Below are 25,619 nucleotides of genomic sequence, written 5' to 3' on the forward strand. Positions count from 1 at the left end.
AAAGAAGGAGAAGAAAAATGAATAGAGTCTTAAATATAAAATATTCATTGAGTCAGATTTTCTACTGTGCAGCAATCTGTGCAATGATGGGCTATGCTTCCGTTTATTTATTGGGGGAAGGCTTTTCTAACTCGCTCATCGGAATCACTTTGGCACTTAGCAGTATTGTGGCAGTTATTTTACAGCCGCTAATCGCAACGATTGCAGATAAATCTTCTACAGCGAAGATCAATCTTGTTATTCGTATCCTGTTGGCAGTGACGATCATTTGCTCAGCTGCCGTTTATTTTATTCCGATGAATAAGCAAATTCTGGCTTTCTTTGTTATCGTTATCTTTTCACTAACGACCTCATTAATGCCATTAATCAATTCCTTTGCTTTTGTTTTTGAAAAGTTTGGCTATAAGATCAATTTTGGGGTAGCCAGAGGATTAGGATCAGCTGCTTATGCCTTAACTTCCATTGCATTAGGATATGTTGTAAGTGCCGTAAACAGTTCAATTATTCCATTGGCTTATGTTTTATTTAATACATTGCTTTATATTATTATTCAGTTGTACACCGTAGTAGATGATAATACAGATAGTGAGCTAAATGAAGTAGAACAGAAGTCACAATTATCATTTGGACAGTTTGTGCATAAGTATATTAAATTCATGATATTCCTGTTAGGCTTTGTATGTATTTATTTTGCACACAGCATTATTAATAACTTCTTTATTCAGATTGTAACCAACGTAGGCGGCAACAGCAGTGATATGGGAAATGCAGTTTTTGTAGCCGCCATGCTTGAACTGCCAATCATGTTTATGTTCAATAAATTAAATGAAAAAGTAAACTGTACATTGCTTATTAAAATATCTTTAGTTTGTTTTGCCTTGAAGCACATTCTTACTTTAGCTGCAACCAATATGCCAATGATTTATATGGCACAGGTTTTACAAATGGGGGCGTATGCATTGTTTGTTCCCGCTTCTGTTTACTATGTCAATCAGATTATTGAGAAAAATGATATGGTTAAAGGACAGTCCTTTCTAACAACATCAATGACTTTAGCCGGTGTGTTTGCCAGTCTTGCCGGAGGTATTCTGCTCGATATGATTGGTGTACATGAATCTTTGCTGCTAGGAGCAATTGTTTCAGTTGCCGGTGTGATCTTAGGTTTCTTAACTTTAGAAAAAGTAAAATAAATAAACGAGGGCGAAGAAACATTTCTTAACGCCCTTTTATAATGTCATTATAGATCGTATAGAGCTTTGCCCAATGCTGCAATAGGCTACATTAGTTCATACTGTCTTTTTTAACTTTAAAAATACAAGCACTTTGATAAAAATCATTCAATGTTTATTGTAACTACTACTAACCATTTAATAAATTTATTACGGTTTTTATTGTTTTTATGGTTTATTGTCACTAAATTAATAGACTGTTTAATTGTCAAGGTAGATTTAATATATTAGTTTGCTGATTAAAAATAGAGGATGGCTATGAACTTACACAATAAAAAACGTCTTGCCGGTTTTAAAATGGCAAGACATTTTCTTTATTTCTCTCTTTGAAAAATTGTTTTTCCTTCTTTAATTGTTTCAAGTACAGTGATATCTGCAAGATCTTTAGGATCAGTTTCCAATGGATTTCTATCCAATATAACAAGATCGGCAAGTTTACCTGCTTCAATACTGCCTTTTTGATCCTCTTCAAAATATTGATAAGCACCATTGATAGTGATTGCCTTTAAAGCGCTGTAAACATCAATTTTTTCACATTCACCTATTGATTGCCCTTTTTTAGTTTGACGGTTGACTGCACACCAAACAGTTTTCATCATGTCCGGTGGAAGAACGGGGCTGTCTTGATGGAAAGTGAAGGGAATACCTAAATCCAATGCATCTTTTGCCGGCGAAATATGCTCAGCTCGCTCTTTACCAAAGTTTTCAATGTGGATATCTCCCCAATAATAGGTATGGGCAACGAAAAAGCTAGGCATCATATCTATTTCTTTCATTCTTTCCAGTTGATCTTTTCTAACTAATTGGGCATGAATCATTACTGGACGATGTGGTTCCCAATTCGGATGTTTCTGCAGTACTTTTTCAAATTGATCAATATATTGCTGAGATGCGGCATCACCGTTACAATGGGCTAAAAGCTGCTGATCTTCTGACAGGGCAGTTTCAATTAAAGTGTATAAGTGTTCATCTTTAAGGGTTGGATACCCACTGTAGCCATCTTCAGCATTTTGGTAAGGGGTACTCATCCAAGCTGTTCGTCCCTGTGGAGAACCATCTAAAAAGACTTTATAACCACCTAATTTTAAACGATGGTGATACTGATTAACATATTCCTTTTCACGAATTAAGTCATGAGCGTGATCTAAATCAATAAAACCGACTACATCTAATTGAAGCATATCCGATTCTGCTACATATTTTAATAATTGAAACAATGGCGGAGTAACCATTCCGTCTTGTACAGTGGTGATCCCATAGCTGGCATAAATATCCTGTGCTTTTAATACAAGTTTCAATAGAGTTCCAATATCTGTCATAGGAGTATTATTGCGAAATTCCGTAAAGGCATTTTCCTCCATGTATCCGTTAGGTTCATTAGTTCCTTCAATGCGATTATATTTACCGCCGTCAGGATCCTTCGTCTGATCCGTAATATGCTGGAGTTCTAAAGCCTTAGAATTTGCAATTCCCATATGACCGGAAGCATGAATAACAACAATCGGAAGATCTTTTGAAATCTGGTCTAATATAAATTTGTCAGGATGCCTTTTTTCCTTAAGAAAATTATGGTCATAATTTGTGCCAAAAACCCATTCTCCATCTTTGACTGGATTTTCTTTTATAAAAGCCTTCATTTTATTGATAATATCATCAAATGAAACAGCTTCAGAAAGATCGCATTGAGATAGCGAATTAGCGACACCAATAAAATGACTGTGCGGATCAATAAATCCCGGCATCATAACTTTACCTTGAAGATCTATAACTTGTGTTTCTTCCTGTCTTAATGGAAGAATAGATGAGTCATCTCCAACTTTTATAATTTTGCCATCTTTAATATATACCGCGGTGGCTTGTTTGTTATGTGAATCCATTGTCAAAATTGTTCCGTTATAATAAATAGTGTTCATAAAAGCCCTCCTTTATTTTATATCTATTTATATCATAACCCTTTTTATAAAAAATTAAAATGATATTGATGTTTCCCTTTTAACATTGATAAAAAAGAATCGCGAAACTCTTTTACTTTTGTATTAGTGGAATATATGCTTCATAGCCTTCTTCTTTCATCTTTTCTAAAGGAATAAATAACAGCGATGCACTGTTGATACAGTAACGTAGTCCCCCTTTTTCGATTGGACCATCGGTAAACACATGACCTAGATGAGCATCACCAAGACGACTTCTTACTTCTGTACGTTCCATATTGAAAGAAGAGTCTCGAAGTTCTTTGATAAGTTTACGATCAATCGGTTTACTGAAGCTTGGCCAGCCGCAGCCTGAATCAAATTTATCATCAGAGATAAATAACGGTACTCGAGTTGTAATATCAACGTAGATCCCTTTTTCAAAATGATCCCAATATTTATTTTGATAAGGCGGTTCTGTCTTGCCTTCCTGAGTAACCAAGTATTCTAATTCACTTAATTGTTCTTTTAATACTTCATCATTCGGCTTAGAAAATGAAATTTTTTCTTCTTTTGCATATTTTGCGGATTCAATCTTTTGACGGGATATATGGCAGTAACCATTAGGATTCTTTTGCAGATAATGCTGATGATACTCTTCTGCCGGATAAAAATTAAGTAAAGGTTCACATTCGACTGCTAACTGGTCTTGATAAAGTAATTGCAGCTGAGCCAATGCATTTAAAATAATATCTCGATCTTCATCCTGAAGGTAGTAGATCCCGGTGCGATACTGACTGCCAATATCATTGCCCTGACGATTAATTGAAACAGGGTCAATTACTTCAAAATACATTTTTAATAAAAACGCTAAACTTACTGCTTGCGAGTCATAAAGCACCTCGATAGTTTCGGCAAAACCACTGTCATTATGACAGACAAGGTCATAAGTTGGGTTTTCTAATGTTCCGTTTGCATAGCCTGCTTTGGTGGAAATAACACCGTTAATATTATCGAAATAAGACTGCATTCCCCAAAAACATCCACCCGCTAAATAGATTTTATTCATATGTATCACGCTCCTAACCTGATTATAAGTAAAGTATTTCAAAAATACTATTAATATGCTGTTATTATAATATGGTCATAAGTTCATGAGTGAATGCAAGCAATCTCTATCAGTTTCTAAAAAGATTGTGGTATACTAAGAATAGAAATTATGGGGGACAAACAGATGGAACGATTAAAATGGAACAAAATAACGAGTGAAGAAAGAATTCCTAAAAATAATTCAAAACAGGATCTCAGCGGTTTGCGTAGTGAGATAGAAAGTGATTATCATCGTATCATTCGCAGTGCATCTTTTCGCCGCCTGCAGGATAAAACACAAGTCTTTCCGCTTGATAAAAGTGATTTTGTCAGAACCCGTTTAACTCATTCATTGGAAGTTGCCGCGATCGCTAAATTGATTGGAAAACAAGTCTGTACAAAAATCAAAGCTAATCATTTAGAAGCTGAGGAAGATTTGCCTGATCCTTTAAACGTGATTGAAGTATTGAACTGTTCATGCCTGCTGCATGACATTGGCAATCCTCCTTTTGGACATTTCGGAGAAACAGCAATTCGCGACTGGTTTATACAAAACTTAGAGAAACTGACATTGAATAATAAGGTATTAAAAGAATATCTGACATCTCAGCAATATGGTGATTTAATCAATTATGAAGGAAATGCCCAAGCTCTGCGCATCGTCAGTAAACTGCATCGTTTAGTTGGAAATAATGGAATGCATCTGACATCAAGTGTAATGGATACGATCATTAAATATCCAACCAATTCTCTTGTTAAAATGAAAGAAGATGAATTGCCTAAAAAAGAAAGAAGCCTGCTAAGAAAAAAGATCGGCTATTTCCAAAGTGAAGAGTGTATTTTCAATGAAATAAAAGAGAATACCGGCTGTTATGACTGTCGTAATCCACTGGCATTTATTTTGGAGGCGGCAGATGATTTAGCTTATACCTTTGCCGATCTGGAGGATGGCTTCAATAAATCACTTTATTCTTATGAAGATCTCTTGAAAGTCATTGTTGATTCAGGAGATGTGAAAGGTGCAGAAAGCCTTGAAAAAGCTTATTGTGACGGTAAAAAATTAGTTGCTGAAAAGGAGAAAGGATTTGATCCTTACAAGCATGCTGTGTTTTCATGGCTGACTTTAAAGCAGCTTTATTGTATCTCACAGGCAAGTGATGCCTTTATTTATCATTATGAAGAGATTATGCAGGGAACATTCAATAAAGAATTATTGGCAGTTTGCACACAGGCAAAACTGATTGATGGTCTTAAACGTTTCTCTTTCGATCGTATTTATAATGTGTCACCTATTTTAAAACTGGAATTAATGGGAAATGAGATATTAACCTTTTTATTAGATCGCTTCATGAATGCGCTGATTGTTTATGAAACCGATTCCATTACGGAAATTCAATCTAAATATATTGATTTATTATCACGCAATTATTTAGATAATTATCATAGAAGTGTTAAAGGGATCACCAATGAAGGTGAACGTTTATATCATCGTTTATTGCTGGGCTGTGATTTTATTGCCGGAATGACAGACAGCTATGCAAAAAGTCTTTATCAAGAATTAAAAGGAATTTAAAAAGAGGTACTCATTACTGGGTACCTTTAGTGTTTAGTAGATAAATTCAATAATCATGCAAAGAATAGGAATCGTGATTAGGGATAAAGCAGTGGATAAAAAGACAATCTGTACTGCCAGCTTAGCATCACTTTCATATTTCTCTGCCAGAATTGCCGTTGTCGTTCCGGCAGGCATTCCTGATAAAACGGTGCAGACTGCCACAGCTAAAGCAGACAGTTTAAATAAAAAGCAAAGACTTAATACAACAGCGGGAATAATGATTAAACGTAAAAAACTGTAGTATAAAGAAAGCTTGTTCAATACACTTTTTAAATTAATCTCTGCTAATATTCCGCCAATGACAATCATGGATAGAGCGGTAGTGCAGTTACTGGTAACCTTGATGGTTTTGGTCAGAAATAGCGGAAGCTGAATTTGTGTCAGCATTAAGATCATTCCGATTATAACCGCAATAATGCAAGGATGAGTAATTACCTTTTTAATAACATCTTTTCCTTTGGCATCAGTAAAACAGGAAACACCGGCAGACCACATGACTATTCTTTGAGGAATACAGTAAATAGAAGCAAACAACAATCCCGTTGAGCCATAAATGCTTTCAATCAGTGGATTCCCCATAAACCCGGCATTTGAACAAATAGTTCCATAGGATAATACCGGAATTTGCTTTTTATTAGCCATAGGATATAGGTGTTTTCCCAATAACTGACAAAAAATTTGAATAATAATAGAGATGATTAAAACAATAATTCCGGATTGGATTATATCCCAGTTCATCTCAATTAAAAATGAATTAATTATATTTGCAGGTAATACTACATAGATTACCAAGTCAGTCAGCGACTTTCTTGCTGATGCCGGAATCATATTGATTTTACGCAAAATATAGCCAATCATCATCAATATAAACAGCTCAATTTGCAAATCAATCAGACTACTAAAATCGACCATGCCCATTTCCCCCTAGTATTTTTATCTTATCATAATACAAAATGGGACTTATGAAAAGATGAACGGAAAGAGAACTTTATTCATTGCTAAGTTTTTCTTTGAGTATTAAGAAAAAGTAAAGCAATCCAATCCCTAAAAGAATATGACCAACTCCTGCAATTCCACTGATGGCTGCATTCATGGCTGAAGACAATGAAGTATCTAGGACAGTAGCGATACCTCGTACAACTAACATGATAATGGTGAGTGATAATCCAACGTTATAAAATAGTAAGAATGGTTTTATTTTTTTGTTTTTAGTTAATTTAAATTGTTTTTCTAGTAATAAAACAATCAAGAAAAAGAAAAAACCAAGCATAAAAGCATGTGTATGGACTAAGCCAAGTGAAGTAGTTCCGGTAAATTGATTAAATTTAGTGAATTCGCGGTAAAAGATTCCACCGATAATGCCAATAAAAGCATATGTCGCAGATAAACGATAAAATTTTTTCATATTTTCCTCCTTTTTTAATTGGTAATAATAATCATTATTAAATATTTACAGATAAAGCATATACTTCTCTTGAGGATTTGTCAAATTTCATGCTGGTATGGTGAAAATGGTAAATAAGAAGGATTATTTTCTGCTTGTTTGCAGCTCTTTTTTTGAGTATAATTAGTAGTAATTTAAAAGGGGGCTGGGAGAATGATCATTAATGGAAAAGAGATTTCTTTAAAAGTAAAAGATGAAGTCAAAGAGGAAGTAGAAAAACTTAAAGAAGATGGTAAAAGAGTTCCTACTCTTGCTGTTATTTTAGTTGGACGCAATCCTGCAAGTATGACTTATGTGAAAAATAAAGAAATTGGGTGTCGTTATGTTGGAATTGGTTCAATTAAAATTGAAATGTCTGAACAAACAACACAAGAGGAATTATTAAAACAGATTAATACATTGAATGCAGATTGTTCTGTAGACGGAATCTTAGTACAGCTGCCTTTACCTGCTCATATTGATGAGACAATTGTGATTGAAGCTATTGATCCTAAAAAGGATGTGGATGGATTTCACCCGGTAAATATTGCGAATTTATTCTTAGGCAAAGCCAGCCTATTGCCATGTACACCCTATGGGATGATGGTGATGCTGGAGAATATAGGTTATGATTTAGAAGGAAAAGAAGTGGTTGTGGTAGGGCGCAGCAACATTGTCGGAAAGCCGGTAGCATTGCTTGCCTTATCAAAAAGTGCAACTGTGACCATTGCGCATAGCCGCACTAAGAATTTAAAAGCAGTTTGTCAAAAAGCAGATGTATTGATTGCTGCTGTAGGACAAGCTAAAATGTTTGATGACAGCTATATTAAAGAGGGTGCTGTGGTCTTAGATGTAGGAATGAACCGTGATGCAAATAATAAGCTGTGCGGAGATGTCGATTTTGAAAAATGCAAAGATAAAGCTCAGGCTATTACACCTGTACCGGGCGGAGTCGGACCTATGACCATTGCCATGCTTTTGCATAATACGTTGAAAGCATATAAACAGAGAGAAAATATAGATTAGGAGGTTCAAATAATGATCGATCATCAATACGGATTAAATGATATTGTGGAAATGAAAAAACAGCATCCTTGTAAGAAATCGACAGAGTGGCAGATCATTCGTATGGGTGCTGATATAAAGATTAAATGCTTAGGCTGTGGTGCCGTGATAATGTTTACCCGAAGAGAATTTGAAAAGAAACTAAAAAAGGTGGTAAAGCATTATGATGATTAACAGATCGTTGCGATCTGTTTTTTGTATAATTTTAGAAAATATTTCTTGATTTGAAAAACACTATCTCCATAAGTTCAATGTACTATACTTATCATAGATGCCTGTAAATAGGCAGATAACAAAGGAGTGAGTGAAATAATGGATATCAATTATATGGTGTTTGATATAGGGGGAACAGCTATTAAGTGGGCGGTTGCCAATGAATTTGGCGATATTTTAGTGGATGGAAAAATTTCTGTTCCTAATGATGTGGATGCTTTTTTTGAGGCACTGGCAAATAAAACAAATGAATTAAAAAGTTATAATCTAATGGGAATTGCAATCAGCGCACCGGGAGCAGTTAACTGTGAAACCAGTGTCATTGGCGGAAGCAGTGCAATCAAATATATCCACGGACCTAATTTTCGACGCATTCTGAATCAAAAAACAGGGCTTAATGCAGAAATTGAGAATGACGCTAACTGTGCGGCTTTAGGAGAATGCTGGCTGGGTGCCGGTAAAGGACATCAAGATTCTGCTTTCGTTGTATGTGGTACTGGAATTGGCGGAGCAGTCGTTAAAAATAAGCGTATCCATGGAGGGATACATCAGCATGGCGGTGAATTTGGCTATTGTATTATGGATTTTGATCCTACCCAAGAAGCACCGGAAAGATTTAAAACTTGGTCACAAGTGGGATCAACGGTAGCATTAGTCAGAGAAGTCGCTAAAAGAAAACAGTGCGATCCTAAAACCTTAAGCGGATTGCAAGTGTTTGAAATGGCTGCTAATCAGGACCAGGATGCGATTGAATGCATTGATCGTTTCTATTATTATATGGCAATCGGTATTTATAATATTCAATATCAGTACGATCCTGAGATCATCGTGTTGGGTGGTGCCATCAGTGAAAGAGAAGACTTCTTAACTGAAGTTGAAAAACGTATGGACGATATAATGGAATCCCTGCCCGACGCTAAAATACGACCAAAGATTGCCGTTAATCAATTTGGGAACAAAGCGAATTTATTAGGTGCTTTATATAATTATTTGAGCAGAAATCAATCTATAGATGAAGAATAGGAGAAAAGAATGAAATATATAGATATTTTAAACAGTGATTTAAAAGTATCACAAATTGCTCTAGGATGTATGCGTATTGCCGGAAAGACACCTGAACAATTAGAAAAACTGATTAGTAAAGCTATGGATTTAGGTATAAACTTTTTTGATCACGCTGATATTTATGGTGGTGGAAAATCTGAAGAAGTATTTGGCGAAGTTTTGAAAAGATATCCAAAATGGCGTGAAAAGATGATTATTCAGACAAAATGTGGAATTTGCAAAGGTTACTACGATTTTTCTAAAAAACATATTATTGAATCTGTCAATAAAAGTTTAGAAAGATTACAGACAGATTATGTAGATGTATTATTGCTGCATCGACCTGATGCCTTAATGGATCCAAAAGAAGTAGCGGAAGCATTTGATGAATTGTATGAAAATAAAAAGGTAAAATATTTTGGTGTATCTAATATGACACCATATCAGATTGAACTGATTCAAAAATATACAAAGCATAAATTATTGTTTAATCAAGTTCAGTTCAATGTTGTCAATGCAGGTATGATTGATTCAGGGATTAATGCAAATATGACGAATCCTCAATCAGTAGATCATGATGGTGGCATTTTAGATTATTGTCGTATCCATGATATTACAATTCAGCCTTGGTCTATTTTACAGGCATCATGGGAAAAAGGTACCTTCCTAGATCACCCTGACTATCAGAAATTGAATGACCTTCTTGCCACTTTGGGAGAAAAGTACAAAGTAAATAAAAGTACCCTGTCTTTAGCTTGGATATTACGTCATCCTGCTTCTATGCAGCCAATTGCCGGAACGACTTCACCCGATCATTTAGAAGAATTATGTCAAGCTGTTGATATTGAATTAAGCCGAGAAGACTGGTACGCTCTTTATTTATCTGTAGATCGTCCGTTACCTTAGAGATAACTTTGTTATCTCTATTTTTATAATGATCAGACGTTTAGAATTAAAAGATACGGATAAATTAAAAGGGCTGCTTGACAAAGTTACAATGGATTTACTGGATCGGGGAATTCCTCAATGGCAATATCCATGGGATACAGCATTTTTAATAGAAGAAATAAATCAAAACGATGTATTTGGACTATTTAAAAATGAAGAACTGATAGGCAGTTTCTCTATGAAAAAGATAGAAAGAGGCTATTACTTTTACCGACTGGCGATATCACCTTATTTCCGAGGAAATGGGGAGACTAAAAACATCATGGATTTCTTGAATCAACACTATCCCAAGCAGACAGAGATTTATTTAGACTGTTACTATAAAAACGAAAAATTAAAGATATTATATACTGCCTTAGGCTTTGTATATATAAAAGATTTGCCAGAAGAGGACTATTATGTTAGTGTGTTTCATTATCAGACTAAAAGGGGAGAAAAGAAGCATGGAGATTCAGGAAATTGAAGTAAATAGTTTTCTAACGAAAAGCAAACCGTTCGATCATGTTTTTAATCCTTATCGAGGATGTATGCATCGATGTAAATATTGCTATGCCCATTACATGAAAGATTATACTCAGCACAAAGAAGCATGGGGAGACTATGTGGATGTGAAAAAGATTCAGAGGTATCATATCCCCAAAAATGCTAAACGAATTATGCTTAGCTCGGTGACTGACCCTTATCAGCCGATAGAAGCAAAATATAAAGTGACACGAAATGCTTTGAAACATTTGATTGGTTTTAGTGGAAAGGTTTCGATCCTGACAAAGTCGAAGCTGGTGACCCGTGATATTGATCTGTTTAAGCAGATGGAGCATGTTGAGGTAGGGATGAGCATTGCTACAGTAGATGAAAAATTCAGATACATTATGGAAGAAGGGGCATCACCGATAAAAGAAAGAATGGAGGCATTGAAAAAAATTCATGATGCCGGCATCACCACATATGTTTTTGTAGCTCCGATACTGCCTAAGTTAACCAACTATAAAGAAATTATTAGAGAAAGTAAGCCGTATGTTGACTATTATATGTTTGATACTTTGCGTTTGAAAGGAGAAAATAAAACGTGGGTAATGGAAGAGATTAAGAAACATGCACCTACGCTTCTGCCCCTCTATCAGCAGATTTATAATCAAGGAAACCGACACTATTTTGAACTGTTATCTAAACAAATTGAAGAATTTTGTATACAGGAAAAGGTGGAGTATCAACTATTTTTTTAATAAAATTTCTATTGTATGTTAAAACTTATGATAAGTCGTAATAGTTCGACAAAACAACTTTTATTATCCTAGATTTATGTTAAAATAGAGATATATTAAGAAAATCTAAATATTCTTAAGAATTGCTAATTATTTATATAATTATATGTCAAATTGGGGATTTGATGATATAATGGTCTAGATATTTTAGTCGGACAGAAGGGTGAAGTTTATGGATAAGCGGGAGAAGATAATAGCGGGTATAATGAGTGCATTGCTAGTGGGTTCCGTCTCACTGGTAGGTCTTTTATTTACAGTTGATCCTGTCGCGGTTAAACAAAAGCAATTTACTTATGAAATCTATTCTGAAATCCCTACGACTGCTGAAAATTATTTGAATGCTAATGAAAAAGTATTAGAAAATGCAGTCATTAATTTATCCGATGTTCAAATTGACCAGATTGGTATATATACTGCATATGCAGAATATGCAGGAAAACAATATCCTTTTACGATTCAGATTCGAGATACGGAAGCACCGATTGCTTCTTTGATACAAACAAAATATGAAATTAAAGTAGGCGATACCTTAATTGCTGCTGACTTAGTAAAAGATATACAGGATGCTTCTGAATACATTGTTTATTTTGATGAAGAAGACAGACCTAAAACAAAGACCTTTACAGAAGCAAAAACTTATAATGATGTGTTTATTATTGTGGAAGATATCTATGGGAATCGTTCAAACAAGCTTCGTTTAAGTGTTGTAGTAAGTCAGGATAATGAGGCTCCAACCTTTAGCGGTGTGGATAATAAAGTAGTAAAGGTAGGTTCTGTATTTAATGCTTTGGAGGGTGTAAGAGCTAATGACAAAACAGATGGCGATTTAACTACTTCAATAAAGGTCACTGGAATGGTAGATACGAATACAGCAGGAAGTTATACTTTGACGTATACTGTATCTGATTTATCAGGAAATATCACCACTGTCAATCGTACTATTACGGTGCAAATTGATGGTGTCGATGAAACGGACAGTGTGCAGGATGTGGCGAATGGACCTTATCTGCCAAAAGAAAAATATCGTCAATTAGAAGGGAATTATCTAACGATCAGCCGAGCAATGTTTACAGCGACGAATCATTTGGATTTGGTGAAGCAAATGAATGATTATTTGGTGAAGTTTACTAAATATCTGCCAGCGGATGCTCCGGGTAAATATGCTAATTCTTCTTATGGAGCGATATGTAATAATGCGGCTACGGATGAAGGCTTCGCACGCGCATTTTTATATATGTGTCAGCAGCAAAAGATTGACTGCTATTATGTAGAGGGTACTTACAATAACATGGAAATGGTATGGAATATCGTGAAAGTGGGCGAAAATTATTATCATATTGATGTAGCTTACGAACGTATTTATGGAACTGGATTCCAATTATTATCGACAAGTGAAATGAAAGAATTGGGATATGCCTTTGATGAAAGTTATTATCCGCAATGCACTAAGAAATTTTCAAATTAGTTAAATAACGAAGTGATAGAAAAATTCCCGCCAATTTGTTAGTGTTTGGTCTAACATATGGTGAGCGGTTTTCAAGCTATCACTTTTTTTATTTATTCAAAGATTGTATAAATCTAAGAAAATATGGAGTGAATACTGCGATAATAAATAATCGGTAGGAAAAAGATAGACAGATAATTTTGGCTGAGATTTGGGATATTTTTTCTTCTAAATCATGTTAATATGATAGTGTAGAAAAAAGTATGGAGATACCTTTTTCTATTTTATTTTATTGAAAAGGGGGAAAGTATGAAAAAATGTTTAACTATGTGGAAAATGGCATTAAGCATTCTTGTAGTGTGCCTCTCTCTAACTTCTGTCAGTGCCTTGGCGAATGGGGATAAGGGGTTTATCATGAGGGAAGTTGTGGCTGGAATCATGACAAAGGCACAGGGAAAGATTGGCAATGATGAATACTTTAATGGAAAAGGAGGGGCAACTTATGATGACTTTAAGATCATGATTGCAGGAGCTAATAATGAATTTGTTTATTGTATAGAACCCGGTGTTGTTTCGATTGACAATAGCCAATATCAGGGAAGCAACGTACCGCTTTTGTTTGTTAAAGCGTATAATTCTAAAACTACACCAGACAGTAAATATCTGAATGTTTCAAAATTACTGCAGTTAGTACAAACACAGTATCGTTATGATGATGGAACAAATGAAACGAGATTGCATTATTTAGTTATTCAAACACTGATATGGGAAGTTATGTGTGAGGAGAGAAACGAAAACTTTAATTATATTGGATCTAAAAAGGGAACCACAGCAATTACGTATTTGCTTCAAGGAACAAATCAGCAAAATCTGAATCGCTTTAATGAACTTTACGATGTCTATGAAAAGAAAATGTTCCAGCATTCGCTTGTCCCGTCGTTTACGTCTAATCAAGCTGGAAAAGCGCCTACAGTTTACTTGAATCAATATGATGAAATAACGAAAGAATACTATACTATTTTAGAAGATACGCATCATGTTGTTGAAGGGTTTAAATTTCATACCGATGATAAGGTACAGTTCACGATCAATGATAATAAAATGAAAATTACATGTAAGATTCCCGATTATGATGGACAGATTAATGGATATAACAGCATGGTTCAAGGGGATCCGCTGAATCCCAAATCACAGGTTATTGGACATAGCCAAGGCAATAATCAGGCTTTGGTATCATTGTCATCGATTGGTCAGCAAAAAGACAGTGCCTTTCTAAAGGTGAGATCAGACAATTATACAGGAACATTATCGATTGACCCCAATGGTGGAATCTACAATGGCAAAAAAGAAGTAACCGTTGTTAAGAAAATGGCAGGAGAAATAACAGCTATTGAGCAAGTCAGCCGTTCTGGCTACAGTTTTGACCGATGGCAGTTATTAGGTGTTGGACGTTTAGAAAATAATCAGTACACCCACAGTAAAGGGCAGGCTACTTTAACTGCTCAATGGACAAACCATTCTCCTGTGATAACCAGCCCGATTGTAAATGGTGGTGATACCTATATTGAGGGTGAAAATCTCATCATTCAATTAGGGGATAAATTTGTGGCTTTAGACTATGCGACGGCTTATGATCAGGAGGATGGGGATATTACAGACCAATTGATTGTGACAGATAATGGAGTCTTACTGGATGAACAGCTGAATACCATTAAAAGCGGTCAGTATAAAGTGACGTATCAAATTACTGATCTTGCCGGAGCGATGGTTCAAAAAACAATTACGGTGATCGTAAATGATCCACCTGTCATAAAAGCGACGGATCGTTATTTTTTTGTTGATGATGAAGTGACGGATTCTTTGTTAGTTCAAGGCGTTCAGGCAACAGATCATGAAGATGGCAATATAACAAATAAAGTGGTGATCTCAAGTAAGTCAATAAATGAACATCAAGAAGGTGTTGGAGAAGTTACTTTCAGTGTCACGGATCGATATCGAAAAACCGTTTATAAAAAAGTGCTTATTCATTTTTTGCAGCCCAAAGAGAGGGAAACGGAAAAAGTGATTCGCTATATTGGAGATGATTATTTAGGCACTTTATATCCTCAATCTAAATGGCGAATAAATGGATCTATTCACCAGTTATTGAAAGATTCTTTGGATAAAGAAGCAGCTGATGAAAATAGTCTTTACATTTTTGAATGGAGCAGAGAGGAAAACAATGGATTGAAACAGCAGTTATTAAGTGACGGACAAATATTGGATTTGTCTTTTTTTAATGCTTATCGCCAAAGATAGGAGAGGAACATGAAATTAGCAGTAAAATTCTCTTTTTTGTTTATTTGTATGTTTATATTTTTCATATGCTTATCAGATATTAACGGACGTCCATTTAAAATAAATGAAACTCATAGCATTAGCTATGACAGCACATATTATCCGCTGAAACAACTGGCATCGCCATATCATCAGATTACATCAAATGATCAGCTGGTGGCAGAAGTGTTAAAACAAGTGGTACTTAGTAAGCAAAGCGACTGTGATATTAAAGTGCAGATTTTAGGAGTTGATCATATTAATGGACTGCTGGATGTTAATATTATTCAAACTTATCAGCATATTAACGGGAAAGAAGAAGTGATTCAAAGTCGTCAGACAATCATAATCGAGGAGGAATTATAATGGATTTTTCACTTAAACAGGCATTAGGTGTTGTCGTTGTCATTGCAGTAGCAGCATTAGTTGTCGTTGCTGCTATTAGTATAACGAACACAAATAATGAGAGTGCTCAAGGGGCGCAGACAAAAATGTGGGAACAAGCAATCAACGTAGTTCCAGAGGCGTAGTATGAAGTGGTTTAAAAAGAATGAGGAAATAGACTATTTTGAGACAATTTCAAAAATTGAGGAGGAATCAGAACCTTATATAGCGGAACTAGATAAGGCTCCGCAAAAAATAGAAAATATCCATGATCCAAGATTTTTTGGGAAGATACAGTATTTGATTGATGATATCAATATTACAGATATTAATTGCAATAGTCGTTCAGTTTGGATTAATCATATCAGCAAAGGACGCTATCAATGCCATGATATTACATTAGGTAATGAAGATATAGAGAAGCTCGCCTATAAAATATCAAATGTCGAAAACAAACAATTTAATGTGGTTTCTCCTATATTAGAGGCGGATTTTAATGATTTAAGGCTGCAGTTTACGCATCAGTCTTTTTCTACCAGCGGAACTTCAATGTCCATTCGTAAAACTCCCTGTATTGCAAGAATGAGTGAAGAGAAAATGACTAACCAGGAGTATTGTCCTAAGGAAGTTATTCAACTATTCAAAAACAGCGTTCAAAGTCACATGAATTTCTTTATCATTGGAATGACCGGAGACGGAAAAACGGAACTAGCTAAATTTTTAACTTCCTATATTCCTAACCATGAACGTATTATTACGATTGAGGATACGATTGAACTGCATTTAAACCAGCTTTATCCAAGCAAAGATATTGTAGAGTTGAAGGTGAATGAAAGGGTAGATTATAATATGGCAATAAAAAGCTGTATGAGGATGCTGCCAAAGTGGATTCTGTTATCCGAAGCTAGAGGCTATGAGGTCAAAGAGTTAATTAAATCTGTTTCAACGGGGGCTAAAATAATAACCACTTTACATACTGACCATGTGCTCAATATTCCTAAACGCATATTAAACATGTTAGAAGGAAACGAACTGGCCAATGATAAGATAGAAAATATTATTTATCAGTCAGTTGATATTGGAATTCGTGTGAAAGCAGATATTACAGATACAAAAACTTTTCGCTATATTAGCCAAATAGCTGTTTTTTGGTTAGATGTAAATAACCGTCGGCATCATAAAATGATTTATGAAGTAGTTAAGCGTCATAATCAATTTTTTGTCAGTTATCATCCTTTACCAAAATGGATGAAAGATCAGTATGCGGAATATAATTGTCATTTTCTATGGAAAGGAGACGAAAAACTTGCTCAAAATTAATCGTTTAAAAAGTTCTATTGAAAAATTAGGATATCATTATTCTGTACTGGATTATCTGAAGTCCTTGGTAATATATAGTCTGTTATTATCAGCGGTATCTTTGGCCCATAAACTAAAATGGCAATTTGCAGTATTATTAATATTGACGGTTGTCTTATTACTGCCATTTATTATTTATGCTCAGTTTAGCTATACCTTTGAATTTCAGCGTTTTAATGATTACTGTCTCTATTTGAAGCAAATGACTATCCAATATAAGACGCATAAAAAAATAAAGAGCGCTTTATTGCAGACTGCTGAGGCTTTCAAAGATAATACTTCAAGAATGCATGGCTGTATTTTAAAAGCAATAGAGGATATTGAGGATGGGGAAGATTTTGAAACAGCATTAATGAATATTGAACGCCATTATTGTAATTCATATATTTTGAAATTACATTCTTATATGGTTTTAGGAGAACAGATTGGTGGTGATAATGTTTATCAGGCTTTAAACAATGTTGATTTTGAAGATTGGCAAAGTGATGTGATCCGATTTCAAAATCAGAAAAATAACGTTAAAAAGACAAATATTTATTTTACGTTATTAAGTGTAAGCATTTCTTTGTTTTGTCTTTATATGTTTCCACTGGATCTCATGAAGAATCTATTCAGCCTAACGCAATTTCAGTTGATAACCTTCTTATATTTTGAAATGCTGATTATTGCATATACATTAGTGACATGTGGATTAAATGGTAAATGGATCAGTCGAAAGGAGTAAAAAATGAAATGGCTATATCAAATTAACGAAAGAAATTTAAATAGTTATTTAAAAATTTCTGATATCCGTCTGCGGCAATTTTTTAAGTGGCGCTTAACGATAGGATTTCTATTCATATGTTCATGGATAAGCGGTTATTGGATTATTTCCAGACAGATGGAATTTTATAAACCTGTTTTCCTTTATGGCATAATAGGCGCTTTTTTATTAGGGTATAAGCTGCCTTATTTTTATATAAGATTTAAAGTTAAGCAAAAAACTGAACAAGTATCAGCTGATTTTCCTCTATGGCTGTCTTCTCTAGAAGTATTGATTTTATCTAATAATATTCCCAATACATTAAAAAAATCTTTAATAACTTGTCCGGGTTCTATTAAAAAGGATTTGAAGATTTTAGTAGATAAAATAGAAAAAGATCCAATGGATCAACAAAACTATACTGAGTTTCTGTCACAGTATAAATTATCTGATATTAATGAGTTAATGTTGGATCTGTATCAATTCAATTACTTGGATAAATCACTGATGATCAGTGAATTTGCTGTTTTACATAAACGTCTTAATGCAATAAATACAAGCAATCGCCAGCATTCACAGGAACAGAACTTATTTTTTATTGGTGCGATTAATTCTGTACCATTATTTTTATTAAGTATTTATATTTTATTGATTGCCAATATGTTGTCAAATTCACTTATGGGAGGGTAATATATGAAATTTTCTTTAGAACAGGGATTTGAACTAATAATGAATTTAATTTTATACAGTGGGTTATTAACGATTGCCTATCAGTGTGTTAATAATGTTCATCGGTTTTAGTTATGGATTATACTTTTGAGAATTTCTGTGATCTACTGATTGCGGTAGCTGTCGTGATTGTGTTTATGAAAGGAATAAATTACTTGTTGTTTAGTGAGGTCGTTAAAATGATGATTGGAAGACTGATATAATGGATTTGAGTATAAAGCATGCAAGTCAATTAGCACTTTATATCGTTTTATGCACTCTATTTCTTTACAGTTTTGCACAGTTTCTATTACAGATGAATAACCAACCTATGTTAGCAGTAAATGAGTTTATAACACCGGATATTCAATATTCCGCTATTTCAATCAATGCAGATAAGATTGCATTAAAATTAAATGAAGAATATGATCTTAAAGCCTTTGTAATGGCAACAGATGAAATAGAAGGGGATATTTCAAAAAAAGTAGAAATTTATGATAACATTAATATTAAAGAAAAAGGTTATTATAAAGTGCGTTTTGCAGTAAAAAATAGTTATGGACAATGGGCGGACAAAATTGTAGATGTGAGGGTGGATGAATGAAAATATCAGTAGAATGGATTGTAGACAGCTTGTTAATCACTTTTTTTATTGTATTAGTTATGGGACTGTTCAATATTGCTTCACAGATTAATACCGCTTATAATTATCATCACTATATGATCGCACAAATATCGCAAAGTCATTTTGATCAAGGAATTATGGAAGCGATGGCGAATTCAGAGCAATATCGTATTACGTATACAGATTGTACAATAGATCATGACTTAGAATTTTATCCTAAAGAGTTGCTCTATCAAGTGGAAACAGAATATACACTTAAGTTACCGATCATAGGATATCAGATAACAAACAAAATCATCAGTTATGCTCGTTAATAATTCTTTTGACAATTTGATAGTTTCGTGTTTTGATATTAAAGAAGTGGAGGACTTAACATGAACTATAAACTGATTGCATTAGATTTAGATGGAACACTAAAAACCAGTCAGAATACAATTTCTGAAAAAACAAGAGAAGTATTGATTCAATGTCAAGAGTTAGGAATTAAAGTTGTATTAGCCTCTGGGCGCCCTACACCTGGACTGCGCCATGAAGCATTGGCGTTAGAATTAGAAAAATATGAAGGTTATTTATTATCCTTCAATGGTGCAAAAGTCAATGATTATAAAACAGGTGAGATTATTTATGAGAAAGCATTGACAGTTAGTCAAGCTAAAGAAATGATCCAGCGAGCAAAAGAATATCGTTTAGCCGCTATGTCTTATTTGGATCAGGATTTAATATCTGATCAGTCAGATAATAGCTACGTTATAGGAGAAGCAAAGTTGAATGATATGGGATTACGTCAAATAGACGATTTAACAGCGTTCATTGATTTCCCGGTAAATAAAGTATTATTAGCAGCAGATCCTGACTATGTAGCAAGTGTCTTAGATGAATTTAAGGCTCCTTATGATGGACAGTTAAGCATTTATCGATCTGCACCATTCTATATTGAAATCATGGCTCAGAACATTGATAAAGCTGCTTCTTTAGATTGCTTAGTAAAGCATTTAGGTATCAAGCGAGAAGAAGTTATTGCGTTTGGTGATGGCTACAATGATTTATCAATGGTCGAATATGCGGGTGTAGGAGTAGCGATGGGAAATGCAGTTGAAGGGGTAAAGGAAAAAGCAGATAAAGTGACGCTTAGCAATGATGAAGATGGTATTGCCTATATGTTGAACCAATTGATTGATGGAGTTGAATTATAATGAGTTTGCCTAGAGATATTAATATTTTAGTCAGCATGTTGAATATGATGCTTAGAGATGATGATATGTCATTAGAAACTATTATTGAAACAAAAGGTGAAAGTTATGAAGAAATCCTACGTATTCTAATGGATAATGGGTATGAATATCAGAAATCAATCAATCAAATCAAAGTGAAATAGAGTCTGAATCAATAGGTTTTAGACTCTTTTTTTAATAAAGCTATTGTGCTATACTATTAAAAAATGAGGGGGATATCTTATGCTTAAATTAGATAATTTTAAGGAAGCAAAAAATAGATTGGATCCGGTTCTTGTCAAAACATCATTAATTTACAGTGAACCGTTTTCTAATGAAAGTGATAATGAAGTATATATCAAGCCAGAAAACTTGCAGCGTACAGGATCTTTTAAATTAAGGGGAGCATATAATAAAATCTCGAAAATGGATCCGGAACTTAAGAAAAAAGGGTTGATTGCATCTTCTGCAGGAAATCATGCCCAAGGGGTTGCATATGCAGCACATCAGGCGGATGTGGAAGCGACGATTGTTATGCCGGCACATACTCCGTTGATTAAGGTTGAAGCTACGACTTCACACGGAGCTAACGTTGTATTGCACGGAGAAGTATATGACGAAGCTTATGGAAAGGCTTGTGAGTTACAGAAGGAACATGGATATACCTTTGTTCATCCTTTTGATGATGAGGATGTTATTGAGGGGCAAGGCACTATTGCTTTGGAAATTTTAGAAGAACTGCCAGAGACAGATATCATTTTAGTTCCAGTAGGCGGAGGCGGATTAATTTCGGGTATTGCCTGTGCAGCAAAACAAATGAATCCTAATGTGAAAATCATAGGTGTAGAGCCAGATGGGGCGGCTAGTGCATTAGCGGCAATTGAACAGGATGAGGTTGTTACTTTAAAAGATGCAGTGACGATAGCTGATGGTACAGCTGTAAAAAGAATAGGGGATATTCCTTTTCAATATATCCGAGAATATGTTGATGAAATTGTGACAGTATCAGATTATGATTTAATGAAGGCCTTTCTAGTTTTGATTGAAAAGCATAAGTTAATTGCGGAAAACTCAGGTATTCTTTCACTAGCTGCATTAAAGAAGCTTAACGTTAAAAATAAAAAAGTCGTTTGTTTGATTAGCGGCGGAAATATCGATGTGAAGAACATATCTTCAATGATTAATAAAGGTTTAGTGGCCAGAGGCAGAATTTTTACTTTTACTGTAGAATTACCAGATGTTCCGGGACAATTAGCAAAAGTTTCTAATTTACTGGCATCTTTAAATGCCAATGTCATTAGTCTTGAACATAACCAGTTCATTAACCTTCCTCGTTTCTCCGAGGTGGAGTTACGTGTAACATGTGAAACAAATGGTGAAAAACATATTAAGCAGATTATTGATGGATTTAAAGAGAATGGATTGGAAATTAAGACAGTAAATCAAGATTAAGCAGGGGTTCCTGCTTTTTTAATCGATCGTGACTTTTCTTAAATTTGTTGTTGCATATTTGATTCAATTCTACTATAATGTATAAGAATAAGAAAGGAATGAGGAGAATGAAGTATTTATTAGATCATGCATTAGCATTTAATTTAAAAAAACACTGCTGTTTTCCTCGTTTTTTATAGTTCATTTTATAGACATATCATTTTATTTGATATGTTTTTTTGTGAATTAAATATAAGAAAATGGAGGACAAATTATGCCAAAGAGAGAAGACATTAATACCGTATTAGTTATTGGTTCAGGACCGATTATTATTGGACAGGCCTGTGAGTTTGATTATTCAGGTACACAAGCTTGTAAAGCTTTAAGAAGCTTAGGTTATAAGATCGTTTTAGTTAATTCCAATCCTGCAACGATCATGACAGATCCTGAGATTGCCGATGTAACGTATATTGAGCCTTTAAATTTGGAAAGGGTAACCCAAATTATTGAAAAAGAAAGACCCGATGCATTGCTGCCGAACTTAGGTGGACAATCAGCGTTGAACCTCTGTTCAGAATTAAATGAAGCAGGCGTACTGGAAAAATACAATGTACAAGTATTAGGAGTACAAGTTGATGCTATCGAAAGAGGCGAAGATCGTCTGGAATTTAAAAAGGCGATGAACGAATTACATATTGAAATGGCTAGAAGCGAGGTCGCCAATACTGTTGATGAAGCATTAGCTATTGCTGAAACATTAGGATATCCGGTTGTTGTCAGACCTGCATATACAATGGGTGGAGCCGGAGGCGGACTCGTTTACAATGTTGAGGAATTAAAAACAGTGGTATCTCGTGGATTACAAGCCAGCCTAGTTCACCAATGTTTAATTGAAGAATCTATCTTAGGGTGGGAAGAATTAGAGGTAGAGGTAGTTAGAGATGCCAACAATAATATGATTACAGTATGTTTCATTGAAAATATCGATCCACTAGGGGTTCATACTGGAGATTCATTCTGTAGTGCCCCAATGCTGACGATTTCTCAGGAAGTGCAGGATCGTTTAAAAGATCAGGCCTTTAGAATCGTTGAATCTATTGGTGTTATTGGGGGAACAAATGTTCAGTTTGCACATGATCCGGTTACTGATCGTATTGTAGTTATTGAAATTAATCCAAGAACTTCACGTTCAAGTGCATTGGCATCAAAAGCAACAGGATTCCCAATTGCTTTAATCTCTGCTATGTTGGCAGCAGGTTTAACATTAGAAGATATTCCATGTGGAAAATATGGAACTTTAGATAAATATGTACCAGATGGTGAATATGTTGTTATTAAGTTTGCAAGATGGGCCTTTGAAAAGTTTAAAGGCGCAGAGGATAAACTAGGAACACAAATGAAAGCTGTTGGAGAAGTAATGAGTATTGGTAAAACATACAAAGAAGCTTTCCAAAAAGCAATTCGTTCATTAGAAATCGGAAGATATGGCTTAGGTTATGCAAAAGATTTCAATAACTTATCAAAAGAAGAATTATTACAGATGTTAGCTACTCCTACAAGTGAAAGACAATTTATTATGTATGAAGCTTTAAGAAAAGGTGCTACTATCGAAGAATTATTTGAGTTAACTCAAATTAAGCATTATTTCATTGAACAAATGAAGGAGTTAGTAGAGGAAGAAGAAGCAATCAAAGCTTATAAAGGAAAATCTTTACCTGCAGATGTATTAAAACAGGCAAAGCAAGATGGTTTCTCAGACAAATATTTGAGTCAAATTTTAGATGTTAAAGAAGAAGCAATCAGAAATGAAAGATTATCTAATGATATTAAGCAGGCATGGCTTCCTGTTCATGTAAGTGGAACAAAAGACAGTTCTTATTATTATTCTACATATAATAGTGAAGATGAAAGTCATATTCATCATGGAAAACAAAAAGTAATGATCCTAGGTGGTGGACCAAACAGAATTGGTCAGGGAATTGAATTCGACTATTGCTGTGTTCATGCAACATTGGCTTTAAAGAAACTGGGATTTGAAACGATTATTGTTAACTGTAACCCAGAAACAGTTTCAACCGACTATGATACATCAGATCGTTTATATTTTGAACCATTAACATTAGAAGATGTATTAAGTATTCATGACAATGAAAAACCAGTAGGAGTTATTGCTCAGTTTGGGGGACAAACACCACTTAACTTAGCAGCTCAGCTGAAAGAGAATGGAGTTAATATTTTAGGAACAACTCCTGAAACCATCGATATGGCAGAAGACCGTGATTTATTTAATGCAATGATGGAAAAACTTGAAATTCCAATGCCAGAATCAGGAATGGCAGTAAATGTTGAAGAAGCTTTAGAAATCGCTAAAAGAATTCATTATCCATTGATGGTAAGACCATCTTATGTATTAGGTGGACGTGGAATGGAAGTTGTGTATGATGATGAAAGTTTAACTCAATATATGAAAGCGGCAGTAGGAGTTACACCTGACCGTCCAATATTGATTGACCGTTTCTTAAACAACGCCATGGAATGTGAAGCAGATGCTATCAGTGATGGAGAAAACGTATTTGTTCCGGCAGTTATGGAACATATCGAATTAGCCGGAATTCACTCAGGAGATTCAGCATGTATCCTGCCATCTAAACATATCCCAATGCGTCATTTAGAGACAATTAAGGAATATACAAAGAAGATTGCAAAAGAAATGGATGTTCGTGGATTGATGAACATGCAATATGCGATTGCAGATGATAAAGTTTATGTGTTAGAAGCAAACCCAAGAGCATCAAGAACCGTACCATTAGTATCTAAGGTATGTAATATCAACATGGTAAGAATTGCAACTGACATTATTACTAGAGAATTAACAGGAAGAGTTTCTCCAGTTCCAGAATTAAAAGAGAAAAAGATACCACATATCGGTGTAAAACAGGCAGTATTCCCATTCAATATGTTCCCGGAGGTAGACCCCATCTTAGGACCAGAAATGAGATCAACTGGTGAGGTATTAGGATTAGGCGGATCATACGGTGCAGCTTACTACAAAGCCGCAGAAGGAGCTAAAACAATTTTGCCAACTGAAGGGAAAATACTGATCAGTGTTAATGATTTAGACAAGCCACAAGTAGTTGATCTTGCAAAAGGATATTATGATGCAGGATTTACGTTAGTTGCAACAGGACATACTTATGATCTAATCTCTAAAAATGGAATTCCGGTTGAAAAAATCAAGAAGATCCATGAAGGCAGACCAAATATTATGGATGCCTTAACAAATGGAGAATTAGCGATGATTATCAACACTCCACATGGAAAACAAAGTGCAGATGATGATAGTTATATTCGTAAAAATGCAATTAAAATGAGAATACCTTATGTAACAAATATTGCTGCAGCAAAAGCTTCATTAGAAGGTATTATGGAAATGAAAATTCATGGCAGCCATGAAGTAAAATCATTACAAGAATATCATTTATTAATTAAATAAATTTAATAATGCTTAAAGGATAATCCTTTAGGCATTATTTTTTATCTTCAAGTTCAAATTCTGAAAAACAATAAAGATAGAAAAATACAATAGTATAATAAAATAGAA

Annotated in this window: 25 protein-coding genes; 21 read left to right on the top strand and 4 right to left on the bottom strand. The window is 34.6% G+C overall.

The window, feature by feature from the left end:
• Positions 1–17 precede the first annotated feature (17 nt).
• Positions 18–1,190, top strand: a complete 1,173-nt coding sequence (locus ACLRVU_RS12145; RefSeq protein ID WP_412892043.1) for an MFS transporter — start codon at positions 18–20, stop codon at positions 1,188–1,190.
• A gap of 353 nt (positions 1,191–1,543) precedes the next feature.
• Here ACLRVU_RS12145 and ACLRVU_RS12150 read toward each other — a convergent pair whose 3' ends face one another.
• On the bottom strand, positions 1,544–3,142 hold the full coding sequence (locus ACLRVU_RS12150) for an amidohydrolase (RefSeq protein ID WP_412892044.1): 1,599 nt from the start codon (positions 3,140–3,142) through the stop codon (positions 1,544–1,546).
• 112 nt (positions 3,143–3,254) lie between these two features.
• Entirely contained in the window at positions 3,255–4,208 is a 954-nt protein-coding gene (gene msrB, locus ACLRVU_RS12155) for a peptide-methionine (R)-S-oxide reductase MsrB (protein WP_412892045.1), read from the bottom strand.
• Between the two features lie 165 nt (positions 4,209–4,373).
• On the opposite strand from msrB, the gene ACLRVU_RS12160 reads away from it, so the two are divergent.
• Complete coding sequence (locus tag ACLRVU_RS12160) at positions 4,374–5,801, top strand: deoxyguanosinetriphosphate triphosphohydrolase (RefSeq protein ID WP_412892046.1); 1,428 nt, start codon at positions 4,374–4,376, stop codon at positions 5,799–5,801.
• 33 nt (positions 5,802–5,834) lie between these two features.
• Here ACLRVU_RS12160 and ACLRVU_RS12165 read toward each other — a convergent pair whose 3' ends face one another.
• Positions 5,835–6,755 (bottom strand): AEC family transporter, encoded by a 921-nt coding sequence (locus tag ACLRVU_RS12165; RefSeq protein WP_412892047.1) that lies wholly within the window; start codon positions 6,753–6,755, stop codon positions 5,835–5,837.
• 76 nt (positions 6,756–6,831) lie between these two features.
• Positions 6,832–7,248 (bottom strand): DUF2871 domain-containing protein, encoded by a 417-nt coding sequence (locus ACLRVU_RS12170; RefSeq protein ID WP_412892048.1) that lies wholly within the window; start codon positions 7,246–7,248, stop codon positions 6,832–6,834.
• A 192-nt stretch (positions 7,249–7,440) separates the two neighbouring features.
• On the opposite strand from ACLRVU_RS12170, the gene folD reads away from it, so the two are divergent.
• The 19 genes from folD (at position 7,441) to carB (ending at position 25,511) form a co-directional block, all read left to right on the top strand.
• Complete coding sequence (gene folD / locus ACLRVU_RS12175) at positions 7,441–8,292, top strand: bifunctional methylenetetrahydrofolate dehydrogenase/methenyltetrahydrofolate cyclohydrolase FolD (protein WP_412892049.1); 852 nt, start codon at positions 7,441–7,443, stop codon at positions 8,290–8,292.
• Between the two features lie 12 nt (positions 8,293–8,304).
• The gene (locus ACLRVU_RS12180) at positions 8,305–8,505 is read left to right on the top strand and encodes a DUF951 domain-containing protein (protein WP_412892050.1); all 201 of its coding nucleotides are present in this window, start codon (positions 8,305–8,307) and stop codon (positions 8,503–8,505) included.
• Positions 8,506–8,643: 138 nt separating this feature from the next.
• Entirely contained in the window at positions 8,644–9,567 is a 924-nt protein-coding gene (locus ACLRVU_RS12185; RefSeq protein WP_412892051.1) for an ROK family protein, read from the top strand.
• Positions 9,568–9,576: 9 nt separating this feature from the next.
• Positions 9,577–10,494: an aldo/keto reductase gene (locus ACLRVU_RS12190; RefSeq protein ID WP_412892052.1), complete on the top strand. Its 918-nt coding sequence runs from the start codon at positions 9,577–9,579 to the stop codon at positions 10,492–10,494.
• A 28-nt stretch (positions 10,495–10,522) separates the two neighbouring features.
• Positions 10,523–10,999, top strand: coding sequence for a GNAT family N-acetyltransferase (locus ACLRVU_RS12195; RefSeq protein ID WP_412892053.1), 477 nt, complete (start codon positions 10,523–10,525; stop codon positions 10,997–10,999).
• On the top strand, positions 10,980–11,759 hold the full coding sequence (locus ACLRVU_RS12200; RefSeq protein ID WP_412892054.1) for a radical SAM protein: 780 nt from the start codon (positions 10,980–10,982) through the stop codon (positions 11,757–11,759). The genes ACLRVU_RS12195 and ACLRVU_RS12200 overlap by 20 nt, the downstream gene beginning before the upstream one ends.
• A 211-nt stretch (positions 11,760–11,970) precedes the next feature.
• On the top strand, positions 11,971–13,263 hold the full coding sequence (locus tag ACLRVU_RS12205; RefSeq protein WP_412892055.1) for an immunoglobulin-like domain-containing protein: 1,293 nt from the start codon (positions 11,971–11,973) through the stop codon (positions 13,261–13,263).
• A gap of 288 nt (positions 13,264–13,551) precedes the next feature.
• The gene (locus ACLRVU_RS12210; RefSeq protein WP_412892056.1) at positions 13,552–15,540 is read left to right on the top strand and encodes an immunoglobulin-like domain-containing protein; all 1,989 of its coding nucleotides are present in this window, start codon (positions 13,552–13,554) and stop codon (positions 15,538–15,540) included.
• Between the two features lie 9 nt (positions 15,541–15,549).
• Positions 15,550–15,924 carry a hypothetical protein gene (locus ACLRVU_RS12215; protein ID WP_147551118.1) on the top strand — a complete coding sequence of 125 codons (375 nt, stop codon included), beginning with the start codon at positions 15,550–15,552 and terminating at the stop codon, positions 15,922–15,924.
• Positions 15,924–16,088, top strand: a complete 165-nt coding sequence (locus ACLRVU_RS12220; protein WP_156133040.1) for a hypothetical protein — start codon at positions 15,924–15,926, stop codon at positions 16,086–16,088. The genes ACLRVU_RS12215 and ACLRVU_RS12220 overlap by 1 nt, the downstream gene beginning before the upstream one ends.
• Before the next feature lies 1 nt (position 16,089).
• Positions 16,090–17,262 (top strand): ATPase, T2SS/T4P/T4SS family, encoded by a 1,173-nt coding sequence (locus tag ACLRVU_RS12225; protein ID WP_412892057.1) that lies wholly within the window; start codon positions 16,090–16,092, stop codon positions 17,260–17,262.
• Positions 17,249–18,025, top strand: a complete 777-nt coding sequence (locus tag ACLRVU_RS12230; protein ID WP_412892058.1) for a hypothetical protein — start codon at positions 17,249–17,251, stop codon at positions 18,023–18,025. Before ACLRVU_RS12225 ends, ACLRVU_RS12230 begins: the two co-directional genes overlap by 14 nt.
• Before the next feature lie 3 nt (positions 18,026–18,028).
• Positions 18,029–18,733 (top strand): hypothetical protein, encoded by a 705-nt coding sequence (locus ACLRVU_RS12235; RefSeq protein ID WP_412892059.1) that lies wholly within the window; start codon positions 18,029–18,031, stop codon positions 18,731–18,733.
• A gap of 241 nt (positions 18,734–18,974) precedes the next feature.
• Positions 18,975–19,355, top strand: coding sequence for an immunoglobulin-like domain-containing protein (locus tag ACLRVU_RS12240; protein ID WP_412892060.1), 381 nt, complete (start codon positions 18,975–18,977; stop codon positions 19,353–19,355).
• Positions 19,352–19,690, top strand: a complete 339-nt coding sequence (locus tag ACLRVU_RS12245; RefSeq protein WP_412892061.1) for a hypothetical protein — start codon at positions 19,352–19,354, stop codon at positions 19,688–19,690. The genes ACLRVU_RS12240 and ACLRVU_RS12245 overlap by 4 nt, the downstream gene beginning before the upstream one ends.
• Before the next feature lie 60 nt (positions 19,691–19,750).
• Positions 19,751–20,569: a Cof-type HAD-IIB family hydrolase gene (locus ACLRVU_RS12250; RefSeq protein WP_412892062.1), complete on the top strand. Its 819-nt coding sequence runs from the start codon at positions 19,751–19,753 to the stop codon at positions 20,567–20,569.
• Positions 20,569–20,751, top strand: coding sequence for a DUF4250 domain-containing protein (locus tag ACLRVU_RS12255; RefSeq protein ID WP_412892063.1), 183 nt, complete (start codon positions 20,569–20,571; stop codon positions 20,749–20,751). Before ACLRVU_RS12250 ends, ACLRVU_RS12255 begins: the two co-directional genes overlap by 1 nt.
• Positions 20,752–20,830: 79 nt before the next feature.
• Entirely contained in the window at positions 20,831–22,039 is a 1,209-nt protein-coding gene (ilvA, locus tag ACLRVU_RS12260; RefSeq protein ID WP_412892064.1) for a threonine ammonia-lyase, read from the top strand.
• A 253-nt stretch (positions 22,040–22,292) separates the two neighbouring features.
• Positions 22,293–25,511: a carbamoyl-phosphate synthase large subunit gene (gene carB, locus ACLRVU_RS12265; RefSeq protein WP_412892065.1), complete on the top strand. Its 3,219-nt coding sequence runs from the start codon at positions 22,293–22,295 to the stop codon at positions 25,509–25,511.
• Positions 25,512–25,619: the final 108 nt, after the last annotated feature.

The sequence above is a fragment of the Beduini sp. genome, from assembly GCF_047239305.1.
Lineage (GTDB): Bacteria > Bacillota_I > Bacilli_A > Erysipelotrichales > Coprobacillaceae > Beduini.